A 22,878-nucleotide genomic window follows, 5' to 3' on the forward strand; every position below is an offset into this window, starting at 1 on the left:
GCGATGAACATCTGGCATATTGCGGTCAAAGAAGTCCGCTCCCACCTCCGCGACAGAAGGACGTTTCTGTTCATGCTCGCGCTGCCGATCGTGCTGATGCTCATTCTCGGCTCGGCGCTGTCGAACGCGTTCGAGTCCCGCGCGACGATCGGCGATTTGCGGCTGCTCGTGAAGAGCGAATGGTCGAATCCCCAGCTGTCGGCGGCGTGGAACGGCTTTGCGGAGGCGATCGGCAAGGAAGGCGTGAAGATCGGCAAGGCGGAGGCGGGCGCCGACGGCCGGGAGGAAGTCCGCTCGGGTCGATATACCGCCTATGCGGAAGTCGGCGATGCCGGCATCCGCTTTTACGGCAGCAGCAAACATGCGATCGAGAGCGGCATCGTGCAGGGCATGCTGACGGCGTTCGCCGACCGCTACTCGCTCGCGGCCGCCGCCTTCGGGATCGATCCCGCGTCGGCGCAGGCGATCGTGCGCAGCGCCGGGCAAGGCGGCGATTTCGTCAAGGAAACGGCGCTGAATCCGGGCAAACAACCCGGCTCCATCGATTATTACGCCATCGCGATGACGACGATGATCGCGCTCTACTCCGTCATGTCGGCCAGCTCGCTGTTCCGCAGCGAACGGACCCGCAATACCGCGATCCGCCTGATGGCGGCTCCCGTCCGCAAAGGGGACATCTTCATCGGCAAAATCGTCGGCTGCACGTTCATCAACCTGCTCTGCGTCGTGGCCGTCGTCCTGTTCAGCAAATTCGCGTTCGGCGCCGATTGGGGCGATCATTACGGCCCGGTGTTTCTCGTCCTGCTCACCGAAGTGGTGCTCGCCGTCAGCCTCGGGCTCGGCGTAAGCTTCCTCGTCAAGGGCGACGGCGCCGGAGCGATCATGACGATTTTCACCCAGATCGCCTCCTTTATCGGCGGGGCGTATTTTCCGATCGGCGACACGGAAGGATTTATGACCGTGCTGACCCAATTGTCGCCGCTGCGCTGGGCGAATACGGCTTTGACGCAAATCATCTACAACGACAATTTGGCGGCCGTTTGGCCGGCGGTCCTGCTCAATATCGGCGTCGCCGCGGTTTTTCTGACCGTCGCCGTCATCTCCATACGCAAACGGGAGGCGTTCTAATATGAAAGAAATGATATGGCTGATCCGCAAAACGATCGCAGGCACGTTCCGCAGCAAAAGAAGCTGGTTCGTTTATATCGGCCTGCCGATCGTCGGCGTTCTCGTCTCCTTGTTCGTGAGCGGCGACGGCAGCGGTTCGCTCCGCGTCGGCATTTTGAACAACGACGGCGGTCAGGCGATCACGCAGGATGCGATCCGGTTTCTTGAAGGGCTCGGTCAAGTCAAAACGACGGCCGTCCCGGACGAACGAGCGATGAACGACGCGATCGCCGCGGGCAAGCTGGACAGCGGCATCGTCTTCGGCCCAGGGTTCGCGGCAAGCGTGCGGCAAGGCGCGCCGGAGCAGCTGACCGTCGTCTCCGTCAAAGGCGCGCAGGCGACCGCCTATGTCAAGGCGATGCTGAACAGCTATGTCGGCACCGTCGCCGCGATCGGCAAAAACGCGCAGGGCGACGACGCCCGGTTCGACTCCCTGTACGCCGCGTACGGCCGGCAAAGCTTCAAGGTAACGGCGGAGACGCTGCAGGATACGTCGAACACGACGGCGGTCACGTATCAAGCGATCGGGTTCCTGATCACGTTCATGATGTTTTCCGCGGTCAACATGTCGGAAATGATTTTGAAGGAGAAAGAAAACCGCACGTTCCTCCGTCTGCTGTCGTCGCCCGTATCGGCGAAAATGTACGTGCTCTCGAACGTCGCCGTCAATATCGTCATCATGCTCGTGCAAATCGTCGTGACGCTGGTCGTCATGAAGAACGTGTTCCGCATCGATTCGGGCATTTCGTACGGCCGGATGATTCCGGCGCTGCTGCTGTTCGCGCTGACGGCCATTGGCCTGTCGCTGATGATCGTCGCCTTCGCCAAAACGAGCAGAAGCGCGGGCGCCATGCAAACGCTGATCATTATACCGACGTGCCTGCTCGCCGGCTGCTTCTTCCCGATGGACATCATGCCGGAAACGGTGCGCCGCATTTCGAAATTCATGCCGCAGCATTGGCTGCTCGATATGATCAACAAGCTTCAGCAAGGGTTTTCGCTCGGCAGCCTGTACCTGAACATGGCCATCCTCGTCGCCTTCGCCGCCGTGTTCGCGCTGATCGCGACGTTCCGGTTCGGCCGCAACAACGATATTCGGCAATTCGTGTAAGGTTCCGAGGAAAAAATCGCCGGATCCGAAATCTTTTTCGCCGCTCGCTCGTTATACTGTCTGAAGACCGCAGGCGCGCGAAGGCGCGTCTGCAGCTGCATATGCGGGGAGGCATCGGCCGGTGCACATTCAAATCAGCCAATTGGCCAAATCATACGGGGCGTTTCGTGCGCTCGAGGACATATCGCTTACGATCCGGCAGGGCATGTACGGCTTGCTCGGCCCGAACGGCGCGGGGAAAACGACGCTCATGCGCATCTTGTCGACCGCGCTCCCGGCTACGGCGGGGACGGTCACGATCGGCGACTGCAGGCTCGGCCGGGACGACCCGGCGATTCGCGCGATGCTCGGCTATTTGCCGCAGGAGTTCGGCATATACAAACAGCTGACCGGTTACGAATATTTGGATTACGCGGCGACGATGAAAGGGATGACGCATTCGCGCAGACGGAAGGAAGCCGTCGAAACCGTGCTGGAGCTCGTGAACATGACCGACAAGGCGAAGGAGCGGACGGGCCGCTATTCCGGCGGCATGAAGCAGCGGATCGGGATCGCCGCGGCGCTGCTCGGATCGCCCAAGCTCGTCATCGTCGACGAGCCGACGGCCGGGCTCGACCCGGAGGAGCGGCTGCGTCTGCGGAGCCTGCTGAGCGGCTTGAGCGCCGACCGGATCGTCATCTTGTCCACGCACGTCGTCGCCGACATCGCCGACGCCTGCAGCGAGCTTGCCGTCCTGAAACGGGGCCGCCTCGCTTACGAAGGGTCCCGGGAGAGGCTGCTCGACCGGGTGCGGGGCCGGGTATGGACGGGCTGCGTGGCGGAGTCGCGGTTCGAGGCGCTCAAGCGGGAATTGAAGCTTATTTCCGCCCGGAAAGCGGCTTACGGACACGAAATTCGCGTATTGTCCGACGACGAGCCGTTCGAGGGGGCGATCCCCGCCCGCATCGGACTCGACGACGCCTATATCGATGCGCTGCAAGCGGAGGTGTCGGGCGGATGAACGCGTTTTGGACATACGTCAAGGTCGAATGGAAGCTGATGCGCCGAAGCGTATCGCCGCTTTTTTTGCTTGTCGCGGTGCTCGTCTCGGTGTTGATAGCGTCGATCGACAATTCCTACTCGGGCGATATCGGGCGATATGCGTCGGAGAGCGCGTACCGATTCATGTGGTGCACGATCGTATTGGCCCAGTTTTGGGCCGTTATGGCGGCCAGGCGGGACGCGGCGTCCAAAGCCGACCGGCTGCTGGAGGCGCTGCCTTACCGTTCGGGTCAGCTCCATGCGGCCAGAATGGCCGCCTTGATCGTTCCGTTCGGCGCGATTTCGCTTTTGCCGGCCGTCGGTTACTTCTGCGTCTCGCGAACGGCGGGAATGTCGTTATCCTCGACGGCGCCCGGCATCGCCATGCTCGCCTGCATGCCGATTCCGACGGCGTTGACGATCGTGATCGGCTACCGGATCGGCAGCCGGACTCGCCGGCGTCTCGCATATTTATACAGCTTCGGCGTCGTTTTGCTGCTTCTGCTGTTCGCCAAAGCATTTTTTCAAGGGATGGTGCCGTTCTCGTGGATCCATCTGCTCGATTACGGACTTCTCGATTTCTCCGGCGCCGGGTATTTCTCGGAGCTTTGGGGATTGACGGGGGACGCGACCTATTGGATGCACCGTCTCGTTTACGCGGCGCTGATCGCCGCTTTGCTCGGCGCGTTCGCGTATCGCGAGCAGGTTCGGCGCAAAGAGCGGAGACGGAAGCGGGTCTATTATCCGCTTTTTGCCGCCGCGGCCGCGACGATGGCGATCGGCATCGCCGTCAACGACTCCGTCTGGCATGAGCGAGCCGCATCTTACGAGCGCGTCTCGTCCTCCGATCGGGGTCTCGTCAACCGAACGTCCGATCCGCGGTACGACGCGCTCAAGCCGCTCCGGTACGATTTGAAGCTCCGCATCCTGGAGGAGCATCGGATGGAGGTGAGCGGTACGCTGCGGCTGAGCCACGAGGGCCCGGATGCGTTGGCGCGATTCCCGCTTTCGCTGCGGCACCGGTTTCGGATCGACGAACTGACGGTAAACGGCTCGGCGGCATCCTTCGAATGGGAAACCGGACGCGACGTCGTCTGGGTCGTGCCGGCGCAGCCCGTACGGCCCGGAACGAACGCCGACGTCGCGATCGGTTATGCCGGCGCGGTCGACGATTGGTATTGGCGCGGTTCCGAAGGGGGCGAAGGATTGAACGATTTGCTCGGCGTCCGTTGGGAGCGGGGGGCGTTTATCGACGCCGACCGGCTGTTTCTGCCCGGCAGCTACGGATGGTATCCGTATCCGGGCATCGGCCGGCTGGCCGAACCGGAGCCCAGCCGCGTCACGGAGGAAGCGCAGGAAGCGGCCCGCGATCGTTTGCCGCTCCGGCAGCCCGCGGAATTCCGCGTGGAAACGGAGACGACCGGGCGCATGAATCTGTTTGCGAACGGGAAGCGAACGGAATTGCCGAGCGCGGACGGCAAACGGCGGACCGTCTTCGAGGCTTCGGGCGCGCGCGCATTCAGCCTGATCGGCGGGGACGTGAGCGAATGGACCGTATCGAACGGCCGGAAGGAGCTCTCCGTCCTGCTGTCGAATCAAGTCCCGCCGGCCAGGGCGAAGCGGCTTGCCGACAAATTGCTCGAGCATTATACCGCGATATCCGAAATGGCCGGGCTCATGAATCCGGAAGCTTACTATCCCGACTCCATCCGGCTCGTCCGGACCGATCATCCGGACGTTTCGCTAAGCGAGCTGCTCGATGTCCGGCTTTCGCGCGATTTGCCGATTCCGGTGCGGGGGGCGGAGCCGATCGATAAAAACGGTTACGTTAATTTGCCGCATTCGGTTCGTCCGTCCTCGATGATCCGCGACCAGCTGTCGCATTTCGATCAATTTTTGCTTGCGGAGACGGTTTTGCCGCTCGGCACCGCGTCCGATGCGCAGCTTCGATTATTTCGCTACATGAAGGACGCCGTCACGCAATCGATCGAACACGGCGGCGGCCCGCAGGACGGACCGCTGTTTCGTCCGGAAAGCTATAGGCTGAACGGCGAACCGCACCCGGTCTATATGGCGATGAACGGCGTGTACGAACGGGCGGGCAAACCGGATTTTCCGAAGGCGATCGTTGCGATGTACGATTTCGCGCGTCATTATAAAGGAGACGATTCCCGGACGGATGCGGATTTCGCCGCATATTTGAACGGGTCGGCCGGCGAACGGCCGTCGCGGTAACGGCCCGGCCGGGCGGAATACTTAACGGCGCGAAGGAAAGAAGGAGGGATGCCGGTGATTTCCGACGAGGAACTGCTGAAACAGATCGCGGACGGCAGCGGGGCCGGCATGGAGGCGCTCGTGTACCGGTATCATAAGCCGATTTACGACTATTTGCAGCGCATGCTGGGCGACGCCAGGCTCGCGGAGGATTTGTCCCAGGAATGCTTCGTCCGGCTGTTCCGGACCGCTCGCTCGGGACGGCTGCCGAGCCGGTTTCGCCCGTGGATCTACCGTATCGCGACCAATCTTTGCAAGGATGTTTGGAAATCGTCGGCATACCGCAAAGAAGCGCTGTGGGAAGCGGAGAAGCTGTCTCTCCGGGAGGACGGGGAAACCGTATCGTCCTTGCTGGAGCGGCAGTGGGAACGGGAAGCGGTCGTGCGCGCGCTCGGCGGCCTGGAGGAGGACGAGAGGGAAATCGTCGTCCTGCGGTTTTATCACGAGCTGAAGCTGGACGAAATCGCCGAAACGCTGGAACAGCCGCTCGGCTCGGTTAAAACGAAGCTGTACAAAACGTTTAAAAAGTTGGCCCATATGCTGGAGAAAGAGGAGGCGGATCCTTATGGAGCGGCGAAACGCCGGCGATGAACGGCTGGAGCGGCTGTGGAACGAGCTGAACGATCCGGAGCTGCGCGAGCGGGCGGATGCGGAATGCGCGGGCGGATTCGGCCGTGCGGCGTTCGAGGAAACGGCCCGCGCAATGGAACGATACCAGGTGGCCGGACCGACCGACGAACAGACGCAGGCGCTGCTGACCCGTTTGGCTCCGCTGCTGGTCGAACCGGAGCGGGTACGGTTCGCGGACCGGCTGCTTGTCGCCGAGTCGGGGCAAGGGTCGTTATGGCTGAAGCTGATCCGTTCCATTACGTCCCAAGTGCGGCTGTTTTCCAAGTCGTTCTGGATCGTGTCCGCCGTCATCATGATTGCCGGCGCGCTCATGATGCCGCTTGCCGGCGGCGAAGGGGTAAACAGCTTTTTTATCGTATCGTCGTTCGTATCGGGGGTCAGCGTCTTTTACGCGCTGCGATCGTACGGCACGCCCATGGCCAAGCTGGAATCGACGTTTCCGGTTTCGCCGGTCGAGGTGATGACGGGGCGGCTCGGCATCATCGTGTTCTACGACATTTTGCTTGCGCTTGCGGCCAGCATCGTTCTGTCGATCGGCGGACTGACCGGCCCGCTGTTTGCGTTCATCGTCAGCTGGCTCGTCCCGTTATGCTTGTGCACGCTGCTGGCGTTCGTCGCCGCCGTTCGCTTCGGTCCGTGGCTCGGCGGCGGACTGTCCACGGCCGTGTGGGTTTTTCAGCTGACGCTGCGGGATTCGCTCGGGCCGTTTTACTTGTTCGGCGGGCCCGGCTATCCGTTTTGGGGAACGAGCCGCCTCCTCGGGATTGCCTTGACGGTCGTCTTGTCGATACTCGCTTACCGCTTGGTGCGGCGCGGCAGAGGGGGGCGCGAGGCGATATGACCCGGTTCGAGCTGCATGGCGCGGCGTTCCGCCGCTCGCTTTCCGCTCCGTGGACGTTCGAGGGCGTCGAGCTTTCGCTGCCGCCCGGCGTTTACGGCTTGTTCGGTCCGAACGGCAGCGGCAAATCGACGCTGCTGGAGTGCATGGCCGGCATCCAATCGCTCGGCAAAGGGACGGCCCGGTTCGTGCTCGAGGGGCGGACGCTCGCGGACAAAAGGTTCCGGGAACGGCTCGGCTACGTCCCCCAGCAGTTCGCGTTCTACGAAGAGATGAACGCCGAACGTTTCTTGACGTACGCGGCCGGCATGAAGCTGATTCCCGCCCATCTCGTTCCGGACCGGGTAACGGAGATGCTGGAGCAGTTCAGTCTCGCCGACTATCGCAAGTTTCGCATCGGCGCGCTGTCGACCGGGCAGCGGAGAAGGCTGGCGATCGCGCAGGCGATGCTGAACGACCCGCATCTGCTTCTTCTGGACGAACCGCTGGAAGGGCTCGATCTGGAAGAGCGGACGAACGTGATGGAGCGGCTGCACGAGCTGGCGAGCTACAGCGTGATCGTGATCGCGAGCCATATTTTGACGGAAATCGAGCATTGGATCGAGCGGGTGATGTTTCTCGCGGACGGACGCGTCGAAGGGCCGAAAACGCCGCAGCAGTGGAAAACGTCGCTGCTGCACGAATCGGTCCGAGGCGGGGCGGCCTTTCCCCCGGAGCGGGAGCCGACGCTGGAGGACGTCTATATGTCGTATATCGGACGGCGCGGCGATCGGCATGGAACGTAAACTCTCCGAAAGCAACGTCTCCAGAGACGTTTAACGGCGATCGGCGGCGGCTTCGTTCGGAAGCTTTTCTTTTAAAAAAAGCGTACCTGCGTCCGTCGGGCCAAACTGTGGTATCGTATAATCGCTTCCATTTCCCGCTTGAATCCGGCCTTTTCGGTCAACCCTAGTAACAAGCGGAAAAAGAAACCGGAAGGAGAGAAAATCGCTTGGACATCCATGCGCATTGGAAACGGAACGTTACCCTCTTTTTGGCCAGCCAGACGGTATCGCTCTTCGGATCGTCTTTGGTCCAATACGCCATGATGTGGTATATTACGCTGAACACGCAATCGGGCGTCATGATGACGGTCGCCATCGTTTGCGGCTTTTTGCCGACCTTCTTCCTGTCCCCGTTCGCCGGGGTTTGGGCGGACCGCTACAACCGGAAACTGCTGATCATCGCCGCGGATTCGACGATCGCTTTGTCGACGCTGCTGCTCGCGATCCTGTTTCTGGCCGGCTACGACGCGCTGTGGCCGCTCTTCGTCATGTCGGCCATACGCGCGCTCGGGGCGGGCGTCCAAACGCCGGCGGTCGGCGCTTTTCTGCCGCAGCTCGTGCCGGAGGACAAGCTGACCCGGGTGAACGCGGCGTACGGCAGCGTCCAGTCGCTGACGATGCTCGTATCGCCGATGCTGAGCGGCGCGCTGCTTACGATGGCGTCGATCGAATCGATCTTTTTCATCGATGTCGTCACGGCGGCGATCGCGGTTTCGATGCTGCTGCTGTTTTTGCGGGTGCCGGCGCACGCCAAAGCGCGGGACAAGCAGAAAATCGGCTATTTCGGCGACATGCGCGAAGGGTTCGCCTATATTCGCGATCATGAATACGTGAAGACGTTTTTCGTCTTCATCGCCGTCTTCATGGTGCTCGCCGCTCCGGTCGCCTTTCTGACGCCGCTGCAGGTAACGCGCAGCTTCGGCAGCGACATCTGGCGGCTGACCGCGATCGAAATGACGTTTTCGATCGGCATGATGGCGGGCGGCATCGCGATGGCGTCGTGGGGCGGCTTCCGAAACAAAATGCATACGATGGTGCTCGCCACGTTCGTGATGGGAGCCGGCACGTTCGCGCTCGGCGTCATTCCGAATTTCTGGATCTATTTGCTCGTCATGGCGATCATCGGGGTCGCGATGCCGGTGTTCAATACGCCGTCCACCGTATTGCTGCAGCAAAAAGTGGAGGAAAACTATTTGGGCCGGGTATTCGGCGTCTTCGCGATGATTTCGAGCAGCATGATGCCGCTCGGCATGCTCGTGTTCGGTCCGATCGCCGACGTCGTTCGGGTCGAATGGCTGCTGGTCGGGACCGGCTTGCTGCTTGTTGCGCAAAGCTTCATGATGCTGGGCAACAAAGCGCTGATCGCGGCCGGCCGTCCCGAGCCCGCAAAGGAGGAGAGGGCGGATGGTTGAATCGAAGCCGCAGCGTTGGCCGGATTGCGACGCGGATCTGAAACGGTTTGTCGACCATCTGGTCGATCGGCTCGCCGGCGAACTGGAGCGCCGGTTGACGGGCGTTTATCTCCACGGCTCGCTCGCCATGGGCAGCTATTATCGGCCCAAAAGCGATATCGACCTGATCGTCGTCGTGGACGGCAAGCTGCCTTCCGAGCTGGCCGAATCGGTCGGTATATCGATCGCGAATGCGGCCGCCGGGAGGCCGACGTTGGGCGGCGTCGAGCTGAGCGCGATTACGGCCGATACGGCCAAGCGCGTGCCGGCGCCGATACCGTTCGAAATTCATTACAGCCCGTCGTGGCATGAGCGAATTCTGAACCGCGAAGTGGACTATAGCCGGGAGCGTACCGATCCGGACTTGTTTTCGAACCTCACGTATGTCGTACAGCGCGGCGTATGTGTATACGGCGAACCGATTGCGGACGTTTTCGGGCAGGTCGACTGGAAGCATTTTATGGAATCGGTGCTGGACGATTTCAACTGGATTTTGGAAGACGAGCATCTCGTGGAAACGCCGTTCTACGGCGTTCTGAACGTTTGCCGCGTGCTCCGGCTGCTCGCCGAGAACGACCGGTCGGTCCAAAGCAAGGACGAAGGCGGCGAGTGGGGGCTCGGCGCTTTGCCGGCGGAGCATCGTCCGTTGATCCGGCGGGCGCTCGACGTTTACCGTTCTCCGGTTGCGGTGACGGAGGAGCGGCGAAGGACGGGCGGGCTGGAGTGGGACCGGGCGGCGCTTCTCGCCTTCCGGGACTTCGCCCGATCGGAAATGCGAAAGCATCGGTAACGGATTGCGAGTTCGGCGCTCCCACAGTTTTCATGACGGCCGGTTGCCGCCGGCATGAACGTTCGCTGCGCCCGGCCGCGGCGGACGTCCCCGCAATGGACGCCGGTGTGGCGAGCGAGAAGGTCGATGCGTTCCTTGCGGCATCGCGAACCGGAGACTTTGAGAAACTCCTTGCGGTATTGGACCCGAATGGTACTCCGAAACGATCCTGCATTCCGAAATCGAAATGATTGCCGATCCGGCACGACTTCGCCGGCACGACTTGGCGATTTTGAACGACTGGTAGGGGGCGGGGTCAAAATCGAATCGAGCAAAAAAACGCACGGTCCCGGTCGCAGGACAATGCGTTTTTTTGCTTTATCGGTATAGGATTTCACTGCATAGCTCTCCACAGGATTTGCCGCAAACAAGCCGGCGCGGGTGCGAATTCGGCGCCGGCTTGCAGCCGCGGACAGTTATTGCGGTGCCGCCGAGCGATTAATAAACAAACGATCTCGAGACGATAACGAGAAGAATGAAGAGAACGAGGATGACCGCCGTGCTCGTAAACCAACCGCCTGCTCCGCCAATGCCTCCGATACCGGACATGCAAGTCACCGCCTTAACGTGTTTTTTAACTACACGCTCATTGTATGAGCGAAAATCCGAACGGTATGGTCGAATGACACGGGCGCTCGAAACGATAAGCGCCCATATTTCCGTCCGGAACGCCGCTGCGGGTTGGGGGAATTCGTTTTCATTCCGGCGCTCGTTGCAGTACAATGTTCGTAAAGGAGCTGAAGCGACGTGAAAGAGGAAATGATCAATCGATTTGTGTCCTACGTCCGGGTGGACACCCAATCCGACGACGCCAGCGAGACGTGCCCGTCGACGCCCGGGCAGCTGACGCTCGCCCGGATGCTGGTCGAGGAGCTGAATGCGATCGGCATGGAGGACGTGACGATGGACGAGAACGGCTACGTGATGGCCACGCTTCCCGCCAATACGGACAAGCCGGTTCCGACGATCGGCTTCCTCGCCCATCTCGATACGGCGACCGACTTTACCGGCGCGGGCGTCCGGCCGCAAGTCGTCGAGCGTTACGACGGGGGCGACATCGTTCTGAACGCGGAGCGGGGCATCGTGCTGTCGCCGCGGGATTTTCCCGAGCTGGCCGGCTACGCGGGCCATACGCTGATTACGACGGACGGGACGACGCTGCTCGGAGCCGACGACAAAGCCGGCATGGCGGAAATTATGACCGCGATGGCTTATTTGCTCCGGCATCCGGAGGTAAAGCGCGGAAAAGTGCGCGTCGCCTTTACGCCGGACGAGGAAATCGGCAGAGGGCCGCACCGTTTCGACGTGGCCGCCTTCGGTGCGGAGTACGCTTATACGATGGACGGCGGACCGCTCGGCGAGCTGCAGTACGAAAGCTTCAACGCGGCGGCCGCGCGCATTACGTGCAAAGGGAAAAATGTTCACCCGGGCACGGCCAAAGGCAAAATGATCAACTCCGCCAAAATCGCCGTCGCCGTCCAAAACCGGCTGCCCGCGGCCGAAGCGCCCGAGCATACGGAAGGCTACGAAGGCTTCTTTCACCTCACTTCCATCCAAGGCAACGTGGAGGAGACGAAGCTGAACTATATTATCCGCGACTTCGACCGCGACCGGTTCGAAGAACGGAAGGCGGAGCTGGCGCGCATCGTCAAGGAGCTGCAGGAGGAATACGGGGAGGAGCGCATCGTGCTGGAGATGCGGGATCAATATTACAACATGCGCGAAAAAATCGAGCCGGTCATGCACATCGTCGATATCGCCCGCGAGGCGATGACGAGCCTCGGCATCGAGCCGGTCGTGCGGCCGGTCCGCGGCGGAACCGACGGCTCCCAGCTGTCGTACATGGGATTGCCGACGCCGAACTTGTTTACGGGCGGCGAAAACTACCACGGCCGGTACGAATACGTGTCCGTCGACAATATGGTGAAGGCGACGAACGTTATATTGGAAATCGTCAAGCGGTTCGAGCGCTCGGCGAAGGCGTAGCGGTTCGAGGCGAGGCGGGTGGGATCGGACGAATCGAAACCGATGAGGAGCGATATGCATGTCGATGCCGCTATTGTTCGGCCCTTACGGCAGCGCCAAGCTGCCGGGCGATGTGAAAGATTTCGGCGTGAACGCCGTATGGTTTCACGGCTTTCAGGAGCAAGCGTTCGAGGATTGCGCATTGCTTGCGCTGGAGGCGTGCGTCGAGTTCAAGACGTTTCGCGCCGATTTCGGGAAGCGTCCGGAGCTCGTCCCGATCGGCGCGGACGGCAAGCCGATCCGCTACGGGCGGCTCGTGCAGGGCGTCTGCTTGTCGCAAACGGATTATTTGGCCGAAATCGAGGAGCAACTCCTCGACGGCTTGAATCGTTTCCGGCCGAGGGGCGTTTGGCTCGATTATTTGACCTATGCCGGCTGGTTCGAAACGCCGGAGCCGGATTTGCAGGACAGCTGCTTTTGTCCGCGCTGCGTGGACGATTTTTGCCGGACCGCGAATATCGACGCCGACTCCCCCGAGCGTATTTCGGCCGAGTACGCGGAGGAGTGGAAAGCGCACAAATGCCGGAAGGTGGCCGGCTTCGCCCTGCGCTATGCGACGCTGATCAAGGACAGGCTCCCGGACTGCATCGTCGGCGCGTACATGTGTCCGTGGACGCCGGAGCAGTTCGACGGGGCGCTTACCCGCATATTCGCGCAGGATTACGGGATGCTGGCGGAAGCGATCGACGTGTTCACGCCGCTCATTTATTGCCGGAAGAGCGGCAAAGGGCCCGGCTGGGGACGCGAGTGGCTCGAGCGTTCGCACGAATTCGTTCCCTCCGGCAAAAGCGTGCAGCTGATTCTCGACGTGCTCGATTTTCCCGAATCGCTGACGGAAACGGCGGCATCCGCCGTGCCTTCGCAGGGGATTCAGCTGTACGCGGGCGCGACGCTGTTTCAGGATGCGGACGCCGCCGCCGTTTTTCGGAGGGCGGTCGACGCGATTCGCGCGCAAGCCGCTCGGGGTTAGCCGGGATCGTGTGCGAAAGAGCGCGATCCCGGCGGCGGAGCCGGCGCAAGCGCGGTGATAGTGCGCGAAAGAGCGCTATGTGCGCGTGCACGGGTCGTCGAGCGATATCCGCGGCCGAGCTTGCAATGAAACACCCCCGATCCACTGAAGTGGACCGGGGGTGTTTCGGCTTGCCGCTTATTGCGGTACGGGAAGGCCGAGACCTTCCGCGACGCGCCGGCCGTAATCCGGATCGGCCTTATAGAAATGCGCGATTTGGCGCAGCTTGATTTCGTCCTTCTCGACCGGCTTCATCGCGGCGACGATGTTGCGCACGAGACGGGCACGTTCGTCTTCGGACAGGAGGCGGTACAGGTCGCCCGGCTGCGTATAGTGATCGTCGTGGTCGTACGCAACGCTGTCGGCCGAGCCCGATACCGGGTACGGCGACGTTTTGTGCTCGGGCGATTGCTTCGGTCCGCCGTAGCTGTTCGGCTCGTAGTAGACGGAGCCGCCGCCGTTGCCGTCGAAGCGCATGGAGCCGTCGCGCTGGTAGTTGTTCACTTCCGCCTTCGGCCGGTTGATCGGCAGCGCGTTATGGTTCGCGCCGACCCGGTAGCGATGCGCGTCGGAGTAAGCGAACAGACGGCCCTGCAGCATTTTGTCCGGGGACGCTTCGATGCCCGGAACGAACGAGCCCGGCGAAAACGTCGCCTGCTCGACCTCGGCGAAATAGTTATCCGGGTTCCGGTCAAGCACCATCCGTCCGACCTCGATGAGCGGGTAGTCTTTCTGCGACCAAACCTTCGTCACGTCGAACGGATCGAAGCGGTACGTGTCGGCGTCTTCAATCGGCATGATTTGCACGCACAGCTTCCACGACGGATAGTCGCCGCCGGCGATGGCGTTGAACAAATCTTCGGTGTGGTAGTCCGGGTTTTCGCCCGCGAGCTTGGCGGCGAGATCGACGTCCAGGTTTCGGATGCCCTGCTCCGTCTTGAAATGATATTTCACCCAAACCGCCCGACCTTCGGCGTTCACCCATTTGAACGTATGGCTGCCGAAGCCGTGCATATGCCGATATGTGGCCGGGATGCCGCGGTCGGACATCAGAATCGTAACCTGGTGCAGCGATTCCGGCGACAGCGACCAGAAGTCCCAAACGGCGTTCGGGTTTTTCAGATGCGTTTGCGGATGACGTTTCTGCGTATGAATGAAGTCCGGAAATTTGATCGCGTCGCGAATAAAGAAAACGGGCGTATTGTTGCCGACCAGATCGTAATTGCCTTCTTCCGTGTAAAACTTGACGGCGAACCCGCGCGGATCGCGCACCGTATCGGCGGAGCCGAGCTCGCCGGCGACCGTGGAAAACCGGACGAACAGCGGCGTCCGTTTGCCGACCTCCGACAAGAAGGCGGCTTTCGTATACTTCGTCAAATCGTTCGTCACTTCGAAGTAGCCGTGCGCCCCGGCGCCTTTCGCGTGCACGACGCGTTCGGGGACGCGTTCCCGGTTGAAGTGCGCGAGCTTTTCCAGCAGATGGACGTCCTGGATCAAAGTCGGACCGCGCGCGCCGGCCGTCATCGAATTTTGGTTGTCGCCTACAGGAGCGCCCCAGCCGGTCGTCAAACGTTTATCGGAATTCGTACTCATGAATCGAATCACCTCATGAAATAAGTATGATGCTGCTATACGTAATATGATACCATGTACAATTAAAATATCAATATTAAATTAAAATAATTATAAATAATAATAGAATCGTCCGACCACATCCTCGCATACCGCACGGCAAACCGCGACGCTTTGATGCATCCAACGCCGCGCGGCCGCCCGCCGCCCTGCTTCGCCGATACGCGTTCACGGGCATTGGCGAGAGCCGGAACGCACCGATCCTGAAACTTTCGCGTACTTACGCACGTACAAGTAGAAAACGTTCAAAGGAGGAATCGCGTATGGGCGGCGGCGGAGTATCGTTCAGTCTGATTTCGCTTTTCAGCTCGTTCGGCATTTTGATTTATTTGGCATTGATCGGGCTGTCGGTTTATTGTCTCGTGCTGTTCATTCGTCTGGCCCATCGGGGGATCAAGGCGCTGGACCTTTATATTAACGAGAAGCGGGATCAAAGCCGTTACTAGACTGTATGTGCGGGTAGGCGGCGGCATGACCGAATCGGCGACGCCGGCAGGAAAAAGATATCGCCCTCCCGAACCTTCGAGACAAATGCCATTCGTTTCGGAAAAGGGGGGATTCGAGAAGCTTGGGCGGCGCTTGCCGGATTATAATGGGAACGTATCGAAGACAAACAAGCGTGGTTGATACCGGAACGGAGGCATCGAAATATGGAGTCCAATTCGCGGATTGACGAACTATTTGCGGCGGCGCAATCGGGAGACGCGGACAAGCTGAAGCAGCTGCTCGAAATCGAGCCGGGCCTCGCGAACGAGGAAAACGGCCAAGGACTTACGCCGCTCGGCTATGCGGCGCATTACGGCAACCGGGATGCGGTGCGAGTCCTGCTGGAAGGCGGCGCGAACGTAAACGCCGTCTCCCATTCGAACGTATCGTACATTCCGTCCAACACGGCGCTGCATGCGGCGATCGCGGGCGAGCGCAGCCTCGATGTCGTCCGGTTGCTGCTGGAGCGCGGCGCGGACACCCGGCTGTTCGACAGCAACGGACATACGTGCTTGCATGTGGCCGCGTTCCACGACGACAACGTCGAGCTGATCCGGCTGCTGCTCGAGCATGGCGCGGACGCGAACGCCGCCGCGGGGCAAGGAGGCGAAACGGCGCTGTCCGTCGCCGTCCGGAGAGGAAACGATAACGTCGCCGCATTTTTGCGCGAGCGCGGCGCATCGGCATAAGCCTGTTCCGGGAGCGGCTTCGAATTGCTTTGCCGAAAATGTCCCGATGGCGCGATTCACCTTCTCGGTCCAAGCTTTTTCTTCAAAAACGCTGCCAAAAAGACGATCGTCGTCAAGCCTCCCTCGACGGATAAGGCGACCATCGGAAACCATTTGCTCAAATATTGGTCGACGAGCGCGGAATGGTGGCGGAACGGCAGCACCGGACTTAAAACGAACAAAACGCCGAAACCGTACAGAGACGCTTTGCGCCATCGTTCGCCAAGCCATTGCGATACTCCTTCCGCGACCGAAAAGTACAGAGTGGACATCGTAATGAATGTACCGGTTATGAACACAAGCAGCAGCAGCACCTCGATGCGTTCGAAAATGACCAGTCTCGTAATTCGCGCGAACGTATAAATCGGATTTTCCAGGCGGGCGGCCATATAAGGCCCCATAACTCCGATGCAGTACAGCAAATACAACGTCATCAGAGACGAGCCGAGCAACACGGCGAACGTTTTCATCCGAAACGTCCGCTTCGGATTGGCTTGATGCGGCATCAGCATGCCCATCATGATGCAGATTCCGAACCAGCTCGCGGAATAGACGGATCCCTTCACGGCGGGACCGAAGCCGTTCTCGAACTGGGGAAGCAAATGGTCCGCACGGAACAACGGCAGCGAGGTGGCGAACATGATAATGGAGACGATCAGAATGACCGCGCCGATCAGCTGCGCGAGTCTGGCGATCGTCTCCAGTCCTTTGGACGCCGCCCATCCCGCGCACAGCGTCATCGTTGTGGAGAACAAAAACCGGGGCGTTTCCGGCATCAGCGTTCGCGCCAAAAAATCGCTGAAAATCCATAAGGACGAAACGACCACGCCGACAAAAAACAAGAGGAAGATCGCGCCAACGAGCTTCCCCGCAGCTTTCCCCAGAGCGGCCGACGGGTATTGGACAAGCGATTGTCCGGGGTAGGCGTTCCCGAGCCAGGCGAGAATGGCGGCCACATAAAGATCGACGGCGGTGCCGATAGCCATCGAGAGCCATAAATCCTGCTTTACCTTGGAAACGAGCTGCAGCGGAACGGAAAAAAACGTTAACGACGTAACGGAAACGAAGATGATGAAGAAAAACTGATAGTCGGATATTCGCGTCGCTTTCACCTGCATTCAGTCCTTTGCTTTAAATCCCGTCCCGTAACATGCCGGATTTGAAGACGTTCATCGAAACGGATACTTGCGCATCCAGCTTGTCCACCTCTTCATCCCATTGCTTCTTCAACGACTTCCATTTTTGCGGAAATTTGCGATGAATCGATTCGCCGAAGCCGAACACATCGGTTTTATACGTCCCGCACACCTTGGCGATCGTCTCCTCGATCGAAGCGCGAATCCGTTCGTTGAGCCGCTGTTCCAGCATCGCAACCGTCTTCGGATCCGCTACATTCAGAAGAGCCGTAGTCGTGACGATCTCCGCGTCGCCTTGAACGCGGATCTTCATGGACGCCCGGTCTTGCCGAAATGCCGGATCGATCCGGACTCGAATATTTCGTAAATCGAAATTGATTTCGCCTTGTTCAGGCAGGTCGACCCGCATGCTTCCTTTCCGAGAGTCCCGCGTAAGCCAGTTTGTCGTTTGACTTTCCTCTAACGTCAGCCATCCGACCATTTTTTCGCGTTTAAAGACGGCCGTATTTCCGATTTTCATGATTTGTTTGCCCCTTGCACCCGATACGGGGAACATGCCTGCGGCGGATGCATGAAAACCGTCCTGCTGCAGTCTGGGCAAAAACTGGTACAGCATATCGGCTTCGATCGAAGGTCTGCGCTCTTTGCTGTTCAAATATTCTTTCCATTCGTCGGCCGGTACCGCTTCGAGCTCGAACGAGCTTTCGAGCGCTTTCCGGGCGGGGGTTTTGGAAATAAGCACCCAACTGTTCATATTATGGGTAGGCTCGCGCCAAAAAAAATCCATAATCCCGTCGAGACCGCGTCTCGCCATGGCTTCGCCGATGAGCACGACCCGGGTTTGGGGCAGAAACACGCTTTTTTTCGCCTGCTGTTTGATTTGCTTCAGCGCGTCCTCGATCGTCAGGCCCTTCGACGAATAGATGGCGAACGGTTTGCGCTGTTGGCCGCCTCCCGCCGCGACGGGGAGCGTAGGGTTGACCAATTGCACCGTGACTTCGACACGGTCGTCTTCGGCCGCATCGAGCCCGATCGCCGAGACGACCGTCAATTGATCCAGATTGATCTGACTCCAACATCCGCCGAGAACGAGCGGAAGAACGGGCAGAAAGCATACGGCGAGCAAGCGGATCGACTTTCGTACGTGCATACCGTTCCTCCATGCGGTTGGATTGGACTACCGCCGTTTATGCCGATCGACCCACCAAGGGACGCGAAGAAACGTCTTGACCGCCTCTCTCGTTTTGAACGGACCGAACGGGGCCAAATAAGGAATTCCGAACGATTGAAGCGATGTCGTATGGATCCCGAGCAGGATCAAGCCGATAAAAACGCCGTATAGGCCGAGCATCGACGCCAGAGCCAGCATGAAAAACCGCAGCAGACGGATGGCGCCGGATAATTCGATCGACGGAATCGTAAAGGAGGCGATGGCGGTCGCGGCTACGACGATGACGGCGGGCGACGAAATAATGCCGGCTTTCACGGCCGACTCCCCGATGACGAGCGCGCCGACGATGCTGATGGCGGAACCGATCGTCCGCGGCATCCGGATGCTTGCTTCCCGCAGCACTTCGAAGGTCAATTCCATGACGAGCGCTTCCAGAAGCACCGGAAACGGAACGCCCTCGCGGGCCGACAAAATGCTGCTGAGCAGCCTCGGAGGCACCATTTCAGGATGAAACGTCAGCACGCCCACATAGAGGGACGGAAGCAGCAGCGTGAAAAAAAATCCGACCATCCGGAGCCATCGAATAAAGGTCGCCACCGGAAAAGCCAAATAATAGTCCTCGGAAGTTTTCAGCAGATGGAACAGGGTGCAGGGGACAAGCAGCCCGAACGGCGATCCGTCCACCAATAAGGCCACTCGTCCGTCCAATATGCCTCCCGTCAGATCGTCCGGACGTTCGGTGCTGTATACGGTCGGAAAGACGGAGCTCGGCCGATCCTTGATCATTTCTTCGATATATTGGGATTCCAGTACGGCATCGATGTCGATGGCGGCGAGTCTTTGGCGTACTTTCCCGACAACCTGGGGCATCGCGCGGTTTTGCAAGTAGACGATCGCAACGGCCGTACGCGATACCTTTCCGACGGTCAGCGTCTCGACGCGAACCGCCCGGTCTTTGAGCCTCCGGCGAATTAACGAAATATTGGTCTCGAGCGATTCGACCAGTCCGTCGCGCGGTCCGCGGGTAACCGTCGAGGAGGCGGGCTCCTCGATGCTGCGGGTATCGAGGCCTCGCGTATCGAAGGCGAGTATCGCGTTTCCGTCCCCGGCGAGGGCGATCGTCCAACCGGACAGCAGGCGGGAGAGGGCGTCGGAAACGGAGTAGACGACGTTTACTTCCGAAGTCGTTACGATGGAATCGCTTAACCGCTCATGGAGCGGTTCGGACATGTCGGTCAGATTCAAATTCCGGGTTCCCGCAAGCAGCGGAACGATGACGTTCGCATTCAACGTTTGCTTTTCGATCAACCCGCCTATCCATAAGACGATAACCGGAATGCGCTCCGCGCCGATTCTGCATTCGCGTACGGATAAATCCGAGCTATCGCCCAGCTCGGATTTGATCGTTTCCAAAGTCGCGCGGACCTTAGAGGTTAGTTCCAACTTTAGCACCCGCTTTCCTTACATGCCATAGTATGGACGAGTGCCGATTCCTTATGCAGACGGAAACCCGCACAATTTCCGAAAACGCGAAAAACCGGAGGGAGCTCCCCTCCGGCTTCCTTCTATTTGCCTGGCGGCGCGAACGCCGTGCGCCCCCGGCCGCGCACGCCGGCGAGGCCGATTTGCCCGGCGCCCGCGACCGGCTCGCGGGAGCCGTCCACCGCCGGGTCGGCAAAGCGCGCGAACCAGTCGTCCAGCTTCGCTTTCAGGCGCCGAACCGTTTCGGCGTGCAGCGGATCGTCGATCAAGTTGCGCGTTTCGCCGGGGTCGCCGGCGAGATCGTACAGCTCGTGCGGACCGTACGGATACCGGTGAACATATTTCCATTCCTTCGAGCGGACCATCCGGACCGGGCCGTACTCGTCGTAAACGACGACGTCGTCGCGCACGTCGCAGGGCCGGCCGACGAGCAGCGGGAAGAAGCTTTTGCCCGGCAGCGCGGCGGCCCGTTCTTCCTGCGCCTCCGGCCGTTCCGCCTTGCTATCGCCTACGTCGCTGAGGCCGACGTACTCGAGAATCGTCGGCATGAAGTCGTAGGCGCTGAGCAGCGCGTCGCTGACGACATTTTGCGGTATGCGTCCCGGATGGCTGAACAGCGCCGGCACCTTGACCGAGCTGTCGTACATATTTTGCGGGAACGTGCCGTTGCCTTTGCCCCAGAAGCCGTGACGGCCGCAGCTGAAGCCGTTGTCGCTCATAAAGACGACGAGCGTGTCGCCCCTTGCGCCCATCCGCTCCAACCGATCCAGGATGCGCCCGATTTGCCGGTCCATCGCCGTCACCGCCGCAAAATAGCCCTGCAAATTCGCCCGCGTATCGTCGCCCCAAGGCGCGTTCGGAATCGTCCACGGATGTTTCGGCTCCTGCGGACACGATGCGAACGGGCAGTCGTCGTACAGCCGGACGAATTCCTCCGGATGATTGCCGATCCAAGGACTATGCGGCGCCGTGTAATTCACGCTGAGGTAAAAAGGCCGCGAGCCGCCGTCCTGCGCCTCGAGAAACCGAAGCGCCTCGTCCGTAATAACGTCGGTGACATAGCCGGGCTCGATATACGGCTTGCCGTCGCGAACCATCGGAGCGTTGTAATACGGGCTGCCGCCGGTCTGGTGGGCGTACCAGAACGAGAAGCCGGGAGCGGGCGTCCTGTTGTCGCCGAGATGCCATTTGCCGCTTAGGCCGCATACGTACCCGTCCCGGGCGAGCGTTTCCACGAACGTCGGATGGCCCTCCAAGTAGCGGATCGCCGAATCGCCGATGTTGCCCTCGCGAATCCAGTCGTGGACGCCGTGCTGGGACGGAATTTTGCCGGTCATGAGCGACGCCCGGGCGGGCGAGCAAACGGGCGACGCGCAAAAGAAATTGTCGAAGCGCATCCCCTCGCGCGCCAGCCGGTCCAGATTCGGGGTCGCGATTTCGCCGTTGCCGGCGCAGCCCATCGCCCACGCTCCTTGATCGTCGGACAAAATGAATACGATATTCGGTTTTTGGCCGCGCTGTTCCATCGAGCACCTCCGCGGATCGAATCGTTATTTTTTCTCCTTGTACGCTTTCGTGACTTCCTCCAAAATGGTGCTTCCGCCCTGCTCGCGCCATTTTTTCGACAGCTCGGCCAGGCCGGCGTCGATGCCGATTTTGCCGGTCAGCATGTTCATGAAATATTGATTGTACAGCTCCTTGACGATGCCGCCGTATTCGTTCTCCGCGGCCGTCGTCACGTTGATCAAGTTCGGGACCATTACTTTCGACGCGATCTCGACCGATTCCTTCGCCCGATCGGCCTGCGGCTCGGTTTGCGGCAAATAATTGTTCGTCAGCGGCCAGACGACGCTGCCCCAGGCGAGCGCATGCGCCCAGCCCCCCGAGGCGAAGCTGTCCTTGGCCCGCTCGGCTTCGTTGTAGACGATTTTGTCGCCCTGCTTCGTATAGTGGACGCCTTCGATGCCGAGCTCGAGCAGGTCGCGGCCTTCCTTCGACAGCATGAACTCGATGAACTTGGCCGCCTTTTCCGGGTTTTTCGCGCCTTTCGTGACGGCGGTGAACAGGCCCGATTTCGGAGTGGCGCCCATGCCCGCCTTGCCGTCCGGACCGGACGGGGGAGCCATATAGCCGAGCTTGCCCTGCGGATTCACCTTTTGCAGGCTCGTCTCGATCCGGCTGACGTGGCGGTACAGGCTGGCGTCCATCATGCCGACTTTGCCCTGATAAAACTTTTGCTCCTTCATCTGCGTATCGTTCAGCATATATTCCGGCTCGATCAGCTTCTCGTCCCACAGCTTCTTGATATAAGCCATCCCTTGCTTGAACGACGGGTGCTCGAATTTCGGAATGACGGCGCCGCTCGCGTCGAGCGCGTAATCCCCGTACGGCATGCCGTAGGCGTAAAAGACGAAGTCGAACGATTCCGTGCCCGGCTTCACCGACGTAAAGCCGTACGTGTCCGCCTTGCCGTTTTTATCCGGATCCTGCGTCGCGATCGCCTTGAGCGCCGCGTAAAACTCGTCCAACGTTTTCGGCGGCTTGAGCCCCAGCGTTTCGAACCAGTCGGCCCGGTACGAGAGAAGCCGGTTCGAGCGCTCGTTTTCGATAAACGGATAGCCGTAGTAGCTGCCGCCGATCGCCGTCCACTGCAACCGGCTCTCCAGCTTCTGCTTCACGGTCGGCATCGAAGACAAATACGGGTTGAGCGGGACGATCAAGCCGTCCTTGATCCATTGCGACAGCGAGTTGGACGGATAGTTGATCGTCACGACGTCGGGCAGGTCCCCCGTCGCCATCGCCACGTTGATTTTATCGTACGAGCCTTCCGGAACGATTTTCAGCGTCAGGTCGATGCCGAGCCGCTTGTTGATTTCGGCCACGATGCGGTCGTCCGGCTTGATGCTGCCGGAGGCGACGTCGCCGGTCGTCATGAAGACGAGCTTCGTCCGTTCGCCGGCACCTTCCTTGGGCCCGGACTCGGATGCGCCGCAGGCGGCGAGCGTCGGGGCGAGCAGCAGCAGCGCGGCCGCGGCCCCTTTCGTTTTGGCGAATGATCGGATCAT

Annotated in this window: 19 protein-coding genes; 13 read left to right on the forward strand and 6 right to left on the reverse strand. The window is 60.2% G+C overall.

Going from position 1 to position 22,878, the window contains the following annotated elements; genetic code table 11:
- Positions 1-3 precede the first annotated feature (3 nt).
- The 11 genes from PV407_RS05150 to PV407_RS05200 all read left to right on the forward strand — a co-directional run bounded on the left by PV407_RS05150 (position 4) and on the right by PV407_RS05200 (position 13,139).
- Positions 4-1,128: an ABC transporter permease gene (locus PV407_RS05150; protein ID WP_332088816.1), complete on the forward strand. Its 1,125-nt coding sequence runs from the start codon at positions 4-6 to the stop codon at positions 1,126-1,128.
- A gap of 1 nt (position 1,129) precedes the next feature.
- Positions 1,130-2,278 carry an ABC transporter permease gene (locus PV407_RS05155; RefSeq protein ID WP_332088817.1) on the forward strand — a complete coding sequence of 383 codons (1,149 nt, stop codon included), beginning with the start codon at positions 1,130-1,132 and terminating at the stop codon, positions 2,276-2,278.
- 121 nt (positions 2,279-2,399) lie between these two features.
- Complete coding sequence (locus PV407_RS05160; protein WP_332088818.1) at positions 2,400-3,278, forward strand: ATP-binding cassette domain-containing protein; 879 nt, start codon at positions 2,400-2,402, stop codon at positions 3,276-3,278.
- Positions 3,275-5,533, forward strand: coding sequence for a hypothetical protein (locus PV407_RS05165; RefSeq protein ID WP_332088819.1), 2,259 nt, complete (start codon positions 3,275-3,277; stop codon positions 5,531-5,533). The genes PV407_RS05160 and PV407_RS05165 overlap by 4 nt, the downstream gene beginning before the upstream one ends.
- A 54-nt stretch (positions 5,534-5,587) precedes the next feature.
- Complete coding sequence (locus tag PV407_RS05170; protein WP_332088820.1) at positions 5,588-6,163, forward strand: RNA polymerase sigma factor; 576 nt, start codon at positions 5,588-5,590, stop codon at positions 6,161-6,163.
- Positions 6,138-7,043 carry a hypothetical protein gene (locus tag PV407_RS05175; RefSeq protein WP_332088821.1) on the forward strand — a complete coding sequence of 302 codons (906 nt, stop codon included), beginning with the start codon at positions 6,138-6,140 and terminating at the stop codon, positions 7,041-7,043. The genes PV407_RS05170 and PV407_RS05175 overlap by 26 nt, the downstream gene beginning before the upstream one ends.
- Complete coding sequence (locus tag PV407_RS05180) at positions 7,040-7,825, forward strand: ABC transporter ATP-binding protein (protein ID WP_332088822.1); 786 nt, start codon at positions 7,040-7,042, stop codon at positions 7,823-7,825. The genes PV407_RS05175 and PV407_RS05180 overlap by 4 nt, the downstream gene beginning before the upstream one ends.
- Before the next feature lie 206 nt (positions 7,826-8,031).
- Positions 8,032-9,276, forward strand: a complete 1,245-nt coding sequence (locus PV407_RS05185; protein ID WP_332088823.1) for an MFS transporter — start codon at positions 8,032-8,034, stop codon at positions 9,274-9,276.
- Complete coding sequence (locus PV407_RS05190) at positions 9,269-10,105, forward strand: aminoglycoside adenylyltransferase domain-containing protein (RefSeq protein ID WP_332088824.1); 837 nt, start codon at positions 9,269-9,271, stop codon at positions 10,103-10,105. The genes PV407_RS05185 and PV407_RS05190 overlap by 8 nt, the downstream gene beginning before the upstream one ends.
- Positions 10,106-10,891: 786 nt before the next feature.
- Positions 10,892-12,130: a peptidase T gene (gene pepT / locus PV407_RS05195; RefSeq protein WP_332088825.1), complete on the forward strand. Its 1,239-nt coding sequence runs from the start codon at positions 10,892-10,894 to the stop codon at positions 12,128-12,130.
- Positions 12,131-12,188: 58 nt separating this feature from the next.
- Positions 12,189-13,139: a hypothetical protein gene (locus tag PV407_RS05200; protein WP_332088826.1), complete on the forward strand. Its 951-nt coding sequence runs from the start codon at positions 12,189-12,191 to the stop codon at positions 13,137-13,139.
- A gap of 177 nt (positions 13,140-13,316) precedes the next feature.
- Here the strand turns inward: PV407_RS05200 and katA are convergent, their stop codons facing one another.
- Positions 13,317-14,771, reverse strand: coding sequence for a catalase KatA (katA, locus tag PV407_RS05205; protein ID WP_332088827.1), 1,455 nt, complete (start codon positions 14,769-14,771; stop codon positions 13,317-13,319).
- 302 nt (positions 14,772-15,073) lie between these two features.
- Between katA and PV407_RS05210 the strand changes: the two genes are divergently transcribed.
- Together PV407_RS05210 and PV407_RS05215 are read left to right on the forward strand one after the other, a co-directional pair.
- Positions 15,074-15,256 carry a hypothetical protein gene (locus PV407_RS05210; RefSeq protein ID WP_332088828.1) on the forward strand — a complete coding sequence of 61 codons (183 nt, stop codon included), beginning with the start codon at positions 15,074-15,076 and terminating at the stop codon, positions 15,254-15,256.
- Between the two features lie 204 nt (positions 15,257-15,460).
- The gene (locus PV407_RS05215) at positions 15,461-15,985 is read left to right on the forward strand and encodes an ankyrin repeat domain-containing protein (protein WP_332088829.1); all 525 of its coding nucleotides are present in this window, start codon (positions 15,461-15,463) and stop codon (positions 15,983-15,985) included.
- A gap of 56 nt (positions 15,986-16,041) precedes the next feature.
- Here PV407_RS05215 and PV407_RS05220 read toward each other — a convergent pair whose 3' ends face one another.
- The 5 genes from PV407_RS05220 to PV407_RS05240 all read right to left on the reverse strand — a co-directional run bounded on the left by PV407_RS05220 (position 16,042) and on the right by PV407_RS05240 (position 22,878).
- Positions 16,042-17,136 carry a GerAB/ArcD/ProY family transporter gene (locus PV407_RS05220; RefSeq protein ID WP_332088830.1) on the reverse strand — a complete coding sequence of 365 codons (1,095 nt, stop codon included), beginning with the start codon at positions 17,134-17,136 and terminating at the stop codon, positions 16,042-16,044.
- Positions 17,137-17,155: 19 nt separating this feature from the next.
- A complete protein-coding gene (locus PV407_RS05225) occupies positions 17,156-18,310 on the reverse strand; it encodes a Ger(x)C family spore germination protein (protein WP_332088831.1) in 1,155 nt (384 codons plus the stop codon).
- Between the two features lie 27 nt (positions 18,311-18,337).
- Positions 18,338-19,744, reverse strand: a complete 1,407-nt coding sequence (locus PV407_RS05230) for a spore germination protein (protein ID WP_332088832.1) — start codon at positions 19,742-19,744, stop codon at positions 18,338-18,340.
- Between the two features lie 152 nt (positions 19,745-19,896).
- A complete protein-coding gene (locus PV407_RS05235; protein ID WP_332088833.1) occupies positions 19,897-21,339 on the reverse strand; it encodes a sulfatase-like hydrolase/transferase in 1,443 nt (480 codons plus the stop codon).
- A gap of 24 nt (positions 21,340-21,363) precedes the next feature.
- Complete coding sequence (locus PV407_RS05240) at positions 21,364-22,878, reverse strand: extracellular solute-binding protein (protein ID WP_332088834.1); 1,515 nt, start codon at positions 22,876-22,878, stop codon at positions 21,364-21,366.

It is taken from the genome of Paenibacillus sp. GYB003, assembly GCF_036577625.1.
GTDB lineage: Bacteria > Bacillota > Bacilli > Paenibacillales > NBRC-103111 > Paenibacillus_AB.

Bases quoted from the DNA above. Each gene is read 5' to 3' on its own strand.
- PV407_RS05150 (WP_332088816.1), top strand. From the start codon at position 4: ATGAACATCTGGCATATTGCGGTCAAAGAAGTCCGCTCCCACCTCCGC.
- PV407_RS05155 (WP_332088817.1), top strand. From the start codon at position 1,130: ATGAAAGAAATGATATGGCTGATCCGCAAAACGATCGCAGGCACGTTC.
- PV407_RS05165 (WP_332088819.1), top strand. From the start codon at position 3,275: ATGAACGCGTTTTGGACATACGTCAAGGTCGAATGGAAGCTGATGCGC.
- PV407_RS05175 (WP_332088821.1), top strand. From the start codon at position 6,138: ATGGAGCGGCGAAACGCCGGCGATGAACGGCTGGAGCGGCTGTGGAAC.
- PV407_RS05180 (WP_332088822.1), top strand. From the start codon at position 7,040: ATGACCCGGTTCGAGCTGCATGGCGCGGCGTTCCGCCGCTCGCTTTCC.
- PV407_RS05190 (WP_332088824.1), top strand. From the start codon at position 9,269: ATGGTTGAATCGAAGCCGCAGCGTTGGCCGGATTGCGACGCGGATCTG.
- PV407_RS05200 (WP_332088826.1), top strand. From the start codon at position 12,189: ATGTCGATGCCGCTATTGTTCGGCCCTTACGGCAGCGCCAAGCTGCCG.
- katA (WP_332088827.1), bottom strand. From the start codon at position 14,771: ATGAGTACGAATTCCGATAAACGTTTGACGACCGGCTGGGGCGCTCCT.
- PV407_RS05210 (WP_332088828.1), top strand. From the start codon at position 15,074: ATGGGCGGCGGCGGAGTATCGTTCAGTCTGATTTCGCTTTTCAGCTCG.
- PV407_RS05215 (WP_332088829.1), top strand. From the start codon at position 15,461: ATGGAGTCCAATTCGCGGATTGACGAACTATTTGCGGCGGCGCAATCG.
- PV407_RS05225 (WP_332088831.1), bottom strand. From the start codon at position 18,310: ATGCACGTACGAAAGTCGATCCGCTTGCTCGCCGTATGCTTTCTGCCC.
- PV407_RS05235 (WP_332088833.1), bottom strand. From the start codon at position 21,339: ATGGAACAGCGCGGCCAAAAACCGAATATCGTATTCATTTTGTCCGAC.
- PV407_RS05240 (WP_332088834.1), bottom strand. From the start codon at position 22,878: ATGATCCGATCATTCGCCAAAACGAAAGGGGCCGCGGCCGCGCTGCTG.